The sequence below is a fragment of the Lysobacter sp. Root667 genome (genome assembly GCF_001427715.1).
Lineage (GTDB): Bacteria > Pseudomonadota > Gammaproteobacteria > Xanthomonadales > Xanthomonadaceae > Lysobacter.
In genome coordinates this window covers 535,905-548,346 of record NZ_LMHF01000013.1, presented here as the reverse complement: position 1 = coordinate 548,346, position 12,442 = coordinate 535,905, and the positions used below count along the sequence as shown (strand labels likewise).

The 12,442-nt window shown below is 68.3% G+C and carries 10 protein-coding genes; 8 read left to right on the top strand and 2 right to left on the bottom strand.

What is annotated here, in order from left to right:
* Positions 1-12: 12 nt before the first annotated feature.
* Positions 13-1,305: a phospholipase D-like domain-containing protein gene (locus tag ASD78_RS15270; RefSeq protein ID WP_156087785.1), complete on the bottom strand. Its 1,293-nt coding sequence runs from the start codon at positions 1,303-1,305 to the stop codon at positions 13-15.
* A gap of 351 nt (positions 1,306-1,656) precedes the next feature.
* Between ASD78_RS15270 and ASD78_RS15265 the strand changes: the two genes are divergently transcribed.
* From ASD78_RS15265 to ASD78_RS15245, 5 genes are all read left to right on the top strand, one after another.
* The gene (locus tag ASD78_RS15265) at positions 1,657-2,280 is read left to right on the top strand and encodes a hypothetical protein (protein WP_056102856.1); all 624 of its coding nucleotides are present in this window, start codon (positions 1,657-1,659) and stop codon (positions 2,278-2,280) included.
* 92 nt (positions 2,281-2,372) lie between these two features.
* Positions 2,373-3,359 carry an SDR family oxidoreductase gene (locus tag ASD78_RS15260; RefSeq protein WP_056102854.1) on the top strand — a complete coding sequence of 329 codons (987 nt, stop codon included), beginning with the start codon at positions 2,373-2,375 and terminating at the stop codon, positions 3,357-3,359.
* A 537-nt stretch (positions 3,360-3,896) separates the two neighbouring features.
* Positions 3,897-4,970, top strand: coding sequence for an efflux RND transporter periplasmic adaptor subunit (locus ASD78_RS15255; RefSeq protein WP_235565793.1), 1,074 nt, complete (start codon positions 3,897-3,899; stop codon positions 4,968-4,970).
* Positions 4,967-8,059, top strand: a complete 3,093-nt coding sequence (locus ASD78_RS15250; RefSeq protein ID WP_056102850.1) for an efflux RND transporter permease subunit — start codon at positions 4,967-4,969, stop codon at positions 8,057-8,059. Before ASD78_RS15255 ends, ASD78_RS15250 begins: the two co-directional genes overlap by 4 nt.
* Before the next feature lie 51 nt (positions 8,060-8,110).
* Complete coding sequence (locus ASD78_RS15245; RefSeq protein ID WP_056102847.1) at positions 8,111-8,422, top strand: hypothetical protein; 312 nt, start codon at positions 8,111-8,113, stop codon at positions 8,420-8,422.
* Positions 8,423-8,693: 271 nt separating this feature from the next.
* Here ASD78_RS15245 and ASD78_RS15240 read toward each other — a convergent pair whose 3' ends face one another.
* Complete coding sequence (locus ASD78_RS15240; RefSeq protein WP_055901703.1) at positions 8,694-9,065, bottom strand: helix-turn-helix domain-containing protein; 372 nt, start codon at positions 9,063-9,065, stop codon at positions 8,694-8,696.
* Positions 9,066-9,285: 220 nt separating this feature from the next.
* Here ASD78_RS15240 and ASD78_RS20845 point away from each other — a divergent pair, with 220 nt between their 5' ends.
* From ASD78_RS20845 to ASD78_RS15230, 3 genes are read left to right on the top strand one after another with little or no spacing between them, the layout of a single operon-like run.
* On the top strand, positions 9,286-9,519 hold the full coding sequence (locus tag ASD78_RS20845) for a hypothetical protein (protein ID WP_156087784.1): 234 nt from the start codon (positions 9,286-9,288) through the stop codon (positions 9,517-9,519).
* 35 nt (positions 9,520-9,554) lie between these two features.
* Positions 9,555-10,004 carry a hypothetical protein gene (locus ASD78_RS15235; RefSeq protein WP_056102837.1) on the top strand — a complete coding sequence of 150 codons (450 nt, stop codon included), beginning with the start codon at positions 9,555-9,557 and terminating at the stop codon, positions 10,002-10,004.
* A 58-nt stretch (positions 10,005-10,062) separates the two neighbouring features.
* Positions 10,063-12,252, top strand: a complete 2,190-nt coding sequence (locus tag ASD78_RS15230; RefSeq protein ID WP_056102835.1) for a CHASE domain-containing protein — start codon at positions 10,063-10,065, stop codon at positions 12,250-12,252.
* The last annotated feature ends 190 nt before the right edge of the window (positions 12,253-12,442 follow it).

Here is a 12,442-nt window from a genome sequence, read left to right as displayed (position 1 = left end):
AGAGGCGCGCGACTAGAGCTGCGATTTGAGCGGCAGCACGAACTTCTCGAACAGCCGCTCTTTCCAGGGGCGGTCGCGCCAGTCCTGCAGCGTATAGCGGCGCGATTGGCGCAGGTCGGCATCGAATACGGCGGTCATATCCGCGGCGAAACTGCGGTCGTAGACGTTGAGGCTGGCTTCGTCGTTGAGGCGGAACGAGCGTATGTCGAAGTTGGTCGACCCCACGGAGACGAGTTCGCCGTCCACGATCAGCATCTTGATATGCATCATGGTCGGCCGGTATTCGTAGAATTCGATGCCGGCCTGGATCAGCGTTTCCCACTGCGCCTTCGAAGCCAGGCGCACCGCATCGGAGTCGGTGTGTTCGCCGGGCACGAGGATGCGGATGCGCACGCCGCGGCGGCGGGCATCGAGCAGGGCCCGCCGTACCAGGTCGTCGGGCACGAAATAGGCGGCGGCCAGGTCGATGGTGCGCTCGGACGCGGCGATCGCCATCAGCACCATCAGATGCATGCTGTCGCTGCCGCCGGCCGGGGAGCTGATGAACAACTGCGCGTCCATGTCGCCGGCGCGGGTCAGCGGCGGGTAGAAGCCGGCGCCGTGCAGGACCACGCCGGTGGATTTGACCCAGTTGTCGTTGAAGCCCGCCTGCATCTGCGCCACCACCGGTCCTTCGACGCGGAAATGCGACTCGCGCCAATGCTGCGGATCCTGGGCATGGCCCTGCCACTGATCGGCGATACCGACGCCGCCGGTGAAGCCCATCGTGCCGTCGACGATCAGCAGTTTGCGGTGGGTCCGGTTGTTCACCCGGTCCAGGTTGTACCAGGCCAGCGGCCGGTACTGGCGGATGTGCACGCCGGCGCGCTTCATCTCCTCGATCTGCGCCGCGTCCATCTTGCTGCTGCCGAGCCAGTCGACGGTGAGGTAGACCTGCACGCCGGCGCGCGCGCGTTCGGACAGGGCCTGGCTGAACGCGCGGCCGGTGTCGCCCGACCAGTAGATATAGGTTTCGAAGGCGATCGTGCGCCGTGCCGAGCGGATCGCCTGGAGCATCGCCGGGAAAATCTCGTCGCCGTTCTGCAAGCCGGTCACATGATTTTCGGACAGCAGTGAAGGGCCGAGCAGGGTGCCCATTTCGCGTCGGAACTGCGACGAGGCCACCGGATAGCGATGCGGCAGGGCATGCAACAGCTGCTTTTCCGGCCCCGCCAGGTTGAGGGCGATCAGGCCGATCGCGGCGGTCAGCACGGCCGCGCCCAACACGGCCCAGATCACGCTACGGCGGGTCCAGCGTGCGGGCATGTCGGATCCTTGCAAGAGCGATGGGCGAGTCCGTCGCGATCGGGCGCCCGCAAGCGAACGCGGACGGGCGTCGCGTTCGCCAGGGCTCGGGTACCGCCGCACGGCTGCGGGCGGGTCGCGCCGCGGGTCGTGAATGCCATTCCTACGCCCTGGCAGGTCAAAGACGCGTCATTCCAGAGCGCGGGTTCAGATGTGCCGGCAGCATGAACCGTTCATGGCCATCACACGCAGCGAACGCGATCTGCACGCGCTCCTTACCGGTGCTGGCCGACTCTCGCCGGGGCGCCGTCGATGGCGACCGCAAGCCGGGACTAGGCCGGCATCCAAGTCCGACACCAGGAGCGATGGATCATGGGCAAGAAAGTCAGTTACGACGAAATGCAGCTGAAGGAACTGCTGCTGCAGGCGCTGGAAACCGAGCGCGGCGGCATCCAGATCTACGAGATGGCGGTCTCGCTCGCCGTGAACGACGACCTGCGCAAGGAGTGGACGGAGTACCTGGAGCAGACGCGTACCCACGAGCAGGTGCTCTTGCGCGTCTTCGAGACCCTGGGTCTGGACCCCGAAGAGCAGAGCCCCGGACGGGACGTGGTCGGCCACATCGGTGGCTCCCTCGTGAAGGCGATGAAGATGGCGGCGAATCATGCGGATCCGGACGCGGCGCAGCTCGTCGCCGGCGAATGCGTCGTCCTGGCGGAAACCAAGGATCACCTGAACTGGGAGCTGATCGGGCACGTGGCCGAGCACGGCAGCGGCCCGGAAACCAAGGTGCTGAAAGCGGCGTTCGACGCCGTCGAGGGCGATGAAGACCATCACCTGTATCACACCACCGGCTGGACGCGGGAGCTGTGGATCGATTCCCTGGGCTTCGCCGCCGTCCTGCCGCCGCCGGAAGAGGTCAAGCAGGTCGAGACCGCCATCGGCGCATCGCGGGCGCAGCAGTCGCGCGACGAGATGCTCAAGAAGCGCCATTAGGCCGGGCGCGCAGGCGCGGTCCAGCCGCGCCACGGCGAGCGGGCAGCTCGACATCGCCCGCTCGACGGCATCTCGTTCAAGGGAGCTAGGGCATGGCAAGCACCAGCAAGAAGGCGGCGAAGACCACGGCAGGGCGGCAAAGAGCGATCCAGCGTGGAGTCGACGCGCTGGATCGCAAGAAGAAGCCCAGCGAAACCAAGGACCGGCCCGTGCAGGCGGGCACACGCAAGCAGCCGCAGAATCCGATGCCGGCGCAGCACCTGCGCAAGCCGGGCAACGAGCACGATCTGGCCCTGTCGCCGAGATTCCTCGCCCCGGATTACCTCGGCAGCGGCAAACTGGAGGGCATGACGGCGGTCGTGACCGGCGGCGATTCCGGCATCGGCCGCGCCGTGGCGGTGCTGTTCGCGCGCGAAGGTGCGGACGTCGCCATCGTCTATCTGGATGAGCACGAGGACGCCGCCGACACTCGGCGGCACGTGGAGCAGGAAGGGCGGCAGTGCCTGGCCTTGGCGGGCGACGTCAAGGATCCGGCCTTTTGCAAGCAGGCCATCGAACAGACGGTCAAGAAATTCGGCCGCCTCGACATCCTGGTCAACAACGCCGCCTTCCAGCTGCACAGCGAGCGCCTCGAAGATCTCAGCGACGAGCACCTGCAGGAGACCCTGCAGACCAATATCGCCGGCTATTTCCACATGGCACGGGCAGCGCTGCCGCATCTCAAGCGGGGGGCGGCCATCATCAACAGCGGCTCCGAAACCGGGATCTTCGGCAGCAAGGCGCTGTTGGACTATTCGGCCACCAAGGGCGCGATCCACGCGTTCACCAAGTCGCTGGCCAGCAACCTGCTGGAGCGCGGCATCCGCGTCAACGCGGTCGCGCCGGGACCGGTGTGGACGCCGTTGAATCCCGCCGATCGCGCGGCCGAGGAGGTCGCCAAGTTCGGCCAGGACAGCGACATGGGGCGGCCGGCGCAGCCGGAGGAGATCTCCCCGGCCTATGTGTTCCTCGCTTCGCCGGTATGCTCGTCTTACGTGAACGGAGTCGTGTTGCCCGTCATGGGCGGTCCACGCGGCTAGAGGCGTATCTCCGCAGTCGCTGATCGACAGCGATCGGGCGGGCGATCGCTGCGCCCGGTCGGCTCGGCCCTGCTGTCAGACCCATAGGCGACGGCAGGACCGACCCGATCGCGACCGATGCCGGTATCGTTAAGCAAGATTAATCGCGAATAATTCCCAGCCGGTAAGGTCGCGTCCACAGCCGCTGCGCCAGCAGTCAGCCGATCACTTCCATCTCTTGGCTCTGGCTTCCGTGTCCTTAAAACCCGGTCTTCGCAAATACGCGCGCCCTTGGTCTGGATCCCCGCCGATCCGGGCCGGGCGCGGCCCGCGTGGAGCGGCGCTTGCCCCATGCCGATGCCTCAGGGCCTGCCGGCGCTTGAGGATTGCTGGCGCCAACGCGGCCGCCCAATGAAAACGACTTTTCCTACCCCAATCCTGCTTCGGTCCGCCCGGCCAGCGCGCCCTCCGGTCCGCACCTGTCAGCCCAACATCTCACCTCTATCTAATGGACTATTTATGCGTGTCATGCGTGCAGGCCTTCTACGTTGGTCTTCCTTGGCGATCGCTGGCGTCTTGCTGTCGGCCTGCGGCGCCAGCGGCGGCGGGGAAGAAAAGAAAGCCGAGGCCGCGTCGGCGCTGACGGTGACCTTGGTGACCGCGCAGCCGCAAGCCTTGGCGCGCAGCGTGCTCGTCTCCGGCCCGGTGTCGGCCTACGAGGAAATGCAGTTGGGCGTGGAGCTCAGCGGCCAGCGGGTGACCGCGCTCAAGGTCGACGTGGGCCAAACGGTGAGCAAGGGCCAGGTGCTGCTGGAGCTGGATCACCGCACCCTGGACAGCGAACTGGCGCAGGCCGAGGCCTCGATGCGGCAGGCGCAGGCCAGTCTGGACCTGGCCAAGGTCAGCTACGAGCGCGGGGCGAAGTTGGCGGCCGAGCAGCTGATCAGCGCCGGCAACCTCGACGAGCTGCGCGCCACCCGGGTGCAGGCCGAGGCGCAACTGGCCACGGCGCGTGCCGGGCGCGACGCGGCCCAACTGCGCCGCGATTTCGCCGAACTGCGCGCGCCCGCCGACGGCGTGATTTCCAAGCGGCTGGTGCAACCGGGCCAGGTCGTGGCCGCGGGCAGCGAACTGCTGCGCCTGATCCGCGACGGCCGCCTGGAATGGCGCGCCGAACTGCCGGAAGACCAGCTGGCCGGAGTCGCCGTGGGCAATACGGTCGAACTGCCTTACGCCGGCAGCCGCATCGCCGGCCGCATCCGCGCGGTCACTCCCGGCGTCGATGCGCAGACGCGCACCGGCACGGTCTACGTCGATCTTCCGCAGCCCGGCCCGCTCAAGCCGGGCGTCTATGTCGAAGGCCGCATCGTCACCGGTAGCGGCCGCGCCCTGATGGTGCCCAGCGCCGCGGTGGTGCAGCGCGACGGCCATAGCTACGTCTTCACGATGAAGGACCGGCAAGTCGTGCAGCGCCTGCGCGTGCGCACCGGACAGACCGCTCAAGGCCTGGTCGAGGTGATCGAAGGCTTGAAGCCGGGCGACCAAGTGGTCGCCAAGGGCGCGGGCTTCCTGGGCGACGGCGACCGCGTGCGCGTGGTGTCGGCCGCGGCGGCGGGGGCGGGCGGCCGATGAATTTCTCCTCCTGGGCGATCAGCCGGCCGCTGCCGGCGCTGATGGTGTTCTTCGTGTTGTGCGTCGCCGGGCTGTGGGGCTTCTACAAGCTGCCGGTGGCTCGCTTCCCCGATGTCGCGTTCCCGATGACCACGGTCACGGTGACCCAGCCCGGCGCCTCGCCGAGCCAGCTCGAGGCCGAGGTCACACGCAAAGTCGAGGACTCGGTCGCGACCGTCACCAACGTCAAGCGGGTGATGTCGACGGTCAGCGAAGGCGTCAGCACCACCAACATCGAGTTCCAGCTGGAAACCGACCTGGCCACCGCGCTGGACGACACCCGCGACGCGGTCACCCGCATCCGCACCGACCTGCCGCAGGACATCCAGGAGCCGGTGATCTCCAAGGTCGACATCGGCGGCTCGCTGATGACCTATGCGCTGGTCGCGCCGAAGATGAGCGCGGACGAGGCGAGCTGGTTCGTCGACCGCGAAGTCGCGCGCGCGATGTACGGCGTGACCGGCGTGGCCCGGGTCACCCGCGTGGGCGGCGTGCAGCGCCAGGTGCGCGTGGATCTGGACCCGAACGCCTTGCAGGCCTTCGGCGTCACCGCCGGCGACGTGTCGCGGCAGTTGGCGCTGATCCAGGTCGAGCGCGCCGGCGGCAAGGCCGAGCTCGATGGCGCGCAGCAGACCATTCGCACCCTCGGCACGGTCGCCGATGCGCAGTCCCTGCGCGATTATTCGATCAGCCTGCCGGACGGGCGCGCGGTGCGGCTGTCGGCGCTGGCCAAGGTCACCGACGCCGCGGCCGATCCCACCGAAGCGGCGCTGCTGGACGGCCGCGACGTGGTCGCCTTTTCGATGTCGCGCACCCGCGGTTCCAGCGAGGTCAAGGTGGAGGAGGGCGTGCACAAGGCCCTGGCCGCCCTGAAGCAGGCCCATCCCGACGTCGATTTCCGCCTGGTCACGACCGCCATCGACGAAACCCATCGTTCCTACGATTCGTCGATGACCATGCTCTGGGAGGGCGCCTTGCTGGCGCTGCTGGTGGTGTGGCTGTTCCTGCGCGACTGGCGCGCGACCTGGGTGTCGGCGCTGGCGCTGCCTTTGTCGATCATCCCGACCTTCGCGGTGATGTACTTCCTCGGCTTCACCCTCAACATCATCACCTTGCTCGCGCTGTCGGTGGTGGTGGGCATCCTGGTCGACGACGCGATCGTCGAGATCGAGAACATCGTGCGCCACCTGCGCATGGGCAAGCCGCCGATCGAGGCGGCGCGCGAAGCCGCGGGCGAGATCGGCAATGCGGTGATCGCGACCTCGCTGACCCTGGCGGCGGTGTTCGTCCCGGTAGCGTTCATGCCCGGCATCGCCGGCAAGTTCTTCCGCGAGTTCGGCTGGACGGCGGCGACCGCGGTGCTGTTTTCGCTGCTGGTCGCGCGCCTGCTGACGCCGATGATGGCCGCCTACCTGCTCAAGCCGCATGGCGAGGAGAAGGGCGACTCCAGACTGATGCGTTGGTACCTGGGCTGGGTGGACGCGGCGCTGCGCCATCGTGCGCGCACCTTGTGGATCGCCACCGCGCTGTTCTTCGCGTCCCTGGCGCTGGTGCCGTTGATCCCGGCGACCTTCATCCCGCAATCCGATCTGGGCCGCAGCAACCTGACGCTGGAGCTGCCTCCCGGCACGCGCCTGCAGGAAACCGTGGCCATGGCCGAGCAGGCGCGCGGCCTGCTCAAGGACATTCCGGAGCTCAAGCAGGTCTACACCGCGATCGGCAGCGTGCTGGACCTGGGCGATCCGTCGGCCACCGGCATCGGCGAGTCGCGCAAGGCCACCTTGGTGCTGGACTGGGGCGTGGCCGACGATCGCAAGCGCGATCAGCGCGAACTGGAACGCGAGGCGCGCACCCGCCTGGCCGACCTGGCCGGGGTGCGGGTGAGCTACGTCAGCTCCGAACCCGGCAACCAGCTGCAACTGGTGCTGTCCGGCGACGATCCGCAGCGGCTGCAGGAAGCATCCATCGCCTTGGAACGCGATCTGCGCGGCATTCCCGGCCTGGGCAGCGTCACGTCTTCGGCCTCGCTGTTGCGCCCTGAAATCCAGATCGTGCCCGACCCGGCGCGCGCGGCCGACCTGGGCGTAGCCACCGCCGATATCGCCGAGGCGGCGCGCATCGCGACCTCCGGCGACTACGAGCAGCGCCTGGCCAAGCTCAATCTGCCGGACCGGCAAGTCCCGATCCGGGTCGGCTTCGCCGAATCGACGCTGTCGAACCAAGCGCTGATCGGCCAGCTGCGCGTGCCCGGCCGCTACGGCCCGGTGCCGCTGGCCGCCGTGGCCGAGATCCGGACGGGCAGCGGCCCCTCGCTGATCTCGCGCTACCAGCGCCAGCGCAACGTCACCCTGACCGCCGAACTCAACGGCCGTCCGCTGGGCGACGTCATGGAGACCGTACAGAAGCTGCCCAGCGTGCAGCAGTTGCCGGCCGGCGTGAGTTTCCTCAACACCGGCGACGCCGAGGTCTTCGTCGAACTGTTCGTCGGCTTCCTGCTGGCGATGGCGGCGGGCGTGATCTGCATCTACATGGTGCTGTTGCTGCTGTTCAACCATGCGCTGATGCCGCTGACGATCCTGACCGCGGTACCGCTGTGCGCCGGCGGTGCGTTCGGCGCCTTGCTGCTGACCCAGAACATGCTGTCGCTGCCGGCGCTGATCGGCCTGCTGATGCTGATCGGCATCGCCACCAAGAATTCGATCCTGCTGGTGGACTACGCGGTGATCGCCGAGGACGAACACGGGCTCAGCCAGCACGACGCCCTGATCGACGCCTGCCGCAAGCGCGCCCAGCCGATCATCATGACCACCCTGGCCATGGGCGCGGGCATGATGCCGATCGCGCTGGGCTTCGCCGGCGATTCGAGCTTCCGCGCGCCGATGGCGATCGCGGTGATCGGCGGACTGATCACCTCCACGCTGCTGAGCCTGCTCGTGATCCCGGCCGCGTTCACGGTGGTCGACGACCTGGGCGAATGGCTCACACGACGGTTCCGGCGTCGTTCCTCGCATCCCAAAGTCCACGGCCCGGCCGATGGCGCGACTGAATGAGGGCGGCATCGCCACGTCCGCCGGAGCGCTAGCAAGGCTTACAATCGCGAGATGGATTACCAACTCGTCATCAAATTCTGGCGCAAGTCCCTGGCGGACGAAGCCTTCCTCGCGACCATCGAAAGCGAGCTGAAGGCGGTGCTGGGCGATGCCGTAGTGCTCGAGGGGTACGACGTCAGCGCGAAAGAGATCAATCTGTTCATGGTGACGGCCGATCCCAAGCCCACCTTCCGGCGCGTCCGCGACGTGCTGGAACGCCTGGGCGTGGTGAACGGAGTCTCGGCCGCGTTCCGCCTGGTCGGCGGTGCGCGCTTCACCTCGGTCTGGCCGCTGCGCTCGACCCGCAAGTTCACGCTGCCGTAGCGGCTCGCGGCCATCGCCGCGCTTGCCCGCAGACGAAAGAACCTGGCCGCATCGCGCGGCCGGGCCGGTTCCGTCCCTGAGCGCCGCTGGCAGCCAGGCGCAGCGGCTACGGAGAACCGCAACATCGGTACCTGTCCGATCGGTGTGCGGCAGCGGACCCCTTCGCGGTCGCTATCTCACCGTGTGCGACGGCCAAGGCGCAGGCTGAAACCGGCGCATCCGGGCGCCAGCCGCAAGCGGGAGAGGGCGACGCCAGACGCGTCGCCGGCGCTCAATGACCGTCCAGCAATTCGATCAGCGCGCGCCGCTTCTTGCGCGACAGCTTGCGCATCAGGCCCATCAGGCGCAGCTCGTCGGGGTCGCTGTACTTGGCGGTCTGGTCGCGCACCGACAGCGATTTGCCCTCGATGGTGCCGCGGCCGGTGGCCAGCCATTCGAAGCTCACGTGCTGCTGCACGGCGATCGACAGCATGCGTTCGAGTTCCGGCAGGGCCAGGCCGATCAGCCATTTGCGCGCGGTTTCGCGGCTGACGCCGTAGTACGACGCGAGCGCGCCGGTGCGGGCGCGGCCTTTGGCGAAGCCGGAGAAGTCCAGCGCCTGGTGCAGGCGGCGGGCGAATTCGTCGTGGGGTGTGCTGCTCATGCGGTACCGCCTGTGCATCCTGCCAGGCTGAATCGGTTGTCCTTCACCGGGGCGTCCACTCGTTCCTGCGCGGGAGAGCGCAACTTATTGTTGCGCACCTTGTGGAAACGAATCACACTTTTCGAGTGTTGTATTTAGCAATTTACGGTGGTAAATTTTTCAACGCGTAAACGACGATAGGGATGTCGTGACCGGAACCACTCGCGAGCCGGCGCCTGCATTGGCGCAAAGCGGAAAATCCCGCGAAAACCCGATCCTGCGTTACGTCGCCTGCTTCGCGACCGTGGGATTGGCGGCCAAAGCCGCCGGTGTGTCCACAGAAATGCTGCGTCAAATGCGCATTAGAGGTTTCGTTTCCACGCGCAATCGGGCTTTGCGCATGGCCGAGGCCAGCGGCGGGCGGGTCAGCGCGGTCGAGCTGTTGGCGTTGCCGCGGCGGACGGGGCGCGGCTGATGCCGGAGGGCAGGGGCGCCACGTCTGAGGCCGAGATGCTTGAGGCCGCGACGCCGCAGGCCGCGACGCTGCAAGGCGAGAAAGCCGACACCACCATGCTGGTCGCGCTGGTCGCCGCCGAATCCGCACCGTCGCTGCGCTTGCAGGCATTCGACGTCTCGGCCACGACGGCCGGTCTGGCCGCCGCGCTGGTCCTGCTGGTCGCGGCCGCCGCTTTCGCCCTGGCCGTGTGGACGCGGCGCTGGCGCGATCGCCCGGGCCTGGCCGAGCGCGAGAGCCGCAACGGCGACGCGCTGCTGCACCTGGCCCGCGAGATCGAGGCCCACGCCGCCCAGTTGGAGCGCGCCGGCCGTAGCGCCGGCGAGCAACGCCGCTGGGCGCGGCTGTGCCGCCGCATCGCTGGCGAGCACCTGGAATGCGTGAATGCGCTGCTGCTGGAGAGCCTGCGGCGCGAGGCCGCACGGCCGCCGCCGGACCCGCGCTGAGCCGCTGTCCGGCACAGGACAGGTGCCCGGGCCCGTGCGTGGCTTGTATGCTCCTGCGATGAGCGCAGCCGACCTGGACGATTCCGCCGCCGCCCAACTCTCCGGCCTGGTGCCGCGTCGCAGCTACCTGCTCGCGCTGCTGGTGTTCATCGGCGCGCTGATCCTGGTGTTCGCGACCTGGACCGTCGCCCGCGACCGCGAACTGCGTTCGGCCGAGTCCGAGTTCCAGACCCGGACCGAGGTCATAACCGACCTGATGCGGCAGCGCCTGATCTACTACGAATTGGTGGCCGGCGGCGGCGTCTCGCTGTTCGCCTCGGTGTCGCGGCCGACCCCGCAGCAGTGGCGGGCCTACGTCGAAGGCATGAACCTGGGCCGGCGTTTCCCGGCGATGCTGGGCCTGGGCTTCGGCGGCTACGTGCGCAGTTCGCGCCTGCCGGACCTGCAGACCGAATGGCGCGAGTCCGGCTACGGCATGCTGGAAGTGCGGCCGCGCGGCGTGCGCCGCGACTACGGCCCGATCCTGTACCTGGAGCCCAAGACCGCGGCCAACATCGCTGCGATCGGCTACGACATGTACTCCGAGCCGACCCGCGCCGCGGCCATGCTGGCCGCGTTGGAGACCGGTCAGCCGCAGCTGACCGGGCCGGTGCAGCTGATCCAGGACGGCAGCGAACACAAGGTCGGCCTGGTCCTGTACCTGCCGGTCTACCGCGGCGGCGACCGCCCGCAGAGTCTGGACGCGCGCCGCAGCTCGATGCAGGGCTGGGTTTACGTGCCGTTCCGGGTGCAGCGTTTCGTCGAAACCTCGATGGGCACGGCGTTCAAGGACGCACGCTTCCGCGTCTACGATGTCGGCCAGGGCGCGGCCAGCTTGCTGTACGCCAGCCCCGGCGAGGCCGGCGAGGAAACCTCGGCCTTCCATCATTCGACCACGCTGGAGGTGTACGGCCGGCGCTGGCGCATCGACTTCGAATCCACGCCGCAGGCACAGGCCGCGCCGCGCCTGGCCAGCCTGCAGAACATGCTGGCGCTGGGCTTGTTCGCCTCGCTGCTGCTGTACGCGGTGGCGCTGACCCTGGCCCGCACCGAGGCGCGGGCGCGCAAGATCGCCCTGCGCATGACCGAGGACTACCGCCGCAGCGAGACGCGTTTTCGCAGCGCGATGCGCTATTCGGCGATCGGCAAGGCGTTGCTGGACAGCGACGGCCGTATCGTCGAGGCCAACCCGTCGCTCATAGCGATCGTCGGAAGGAACGAGGCCGCGCTGCGCGGCATGCGCTTCGACGGCCTGTTCGAAAACGAGGACCACGAGATGGTCGGCAAGGCCAACGGCCGCACCGACACCGACGGCGTGCACCGCGCGACCCGGCGCCTGCACCGCGAGGACGGGCTGGTGCGCCAGGTCCAGCTGACCTATTCGCCGGTGCCGGGCAACGTCGGGCAGGACATCAGCGGCCTGGTCCAGGTCGAGGACGTGACCGAGCGCCTACGCGCGGAAGCGCGCGTGCATGCGCTCAACCGCACGCTGGAGGCGCGGGTGGCGCTGCGCACGCGCGAGCTCAGCCAGGCCAACCAGGAGCTGGAAGCGTTCGCCTACAGCGTCTCGCACGACCTGCGCGCGCCGCTGCGCGCGATCGAGGGCTTCAGCCGGGTGCTGATCGAAAAGCATGCGGCCCAGCTCGACGAACCCGGACGCGATTATCTGAGCCGGGTGCGCAAGGCCGCCGGCCGCATGGGCGAGCTGATCGACGCGCTGCTGCACATGTCGCGGCTGGCGCGCAGCGAACTCAAGCTGGACCGCGTCGACCTGAGCCGGATGGCCGGCGAAGTCGTCGAGGAGCTGCGCACGGGCGATCCGCAACGCAACATCGAAGTGGCGATCGCGCCCGGGCTGGAAGTGGTAGGCGACGCCGCGCTGCTGCGCAACCTGCTGGCGAACCTGCTCGGCAACGCCTGGAAGTTCACCCGCGGCAACCCGGCCGCGCGGATCGAGTTCGCGGCGCAGAACAACGCCCAGGGCATGCCCGAGTTCTATGTGCGCGACAACGGCGCCGGCTTCGCCCAGGAGTACGTGGGCAAGCTGTTCCGGCCGTTTCAGCGGCTGCACAGCGACAGCGATTTCCCGGGCCATGGGATCGGTCTGGCCTCGGTCAAGCGCATCGTCGAGCGGCATGGGGGGACGATTCGGGCCGAGGGTGTGGAGGGGAAGGGGGCGACGTTTACGTTTACCTTGCCCGGGGAGTAGGGCGGCGCTGCCGCTCTGCGCTGGCCGCGACCGCGAACTTCGCTTGCCGGCGGGGCGCTCCAGTGGTCGCTTTCTGCTTTCTGTGGGAGCGGCGTAAGCCGCGATCGCGAATCCCAGCTGCTTCGTTGGTTTCGTTCTTAAGCAAAAGCTTCCGCCCGCTGCGCRTGCGGGYCACTTTCTCTTGCCACTC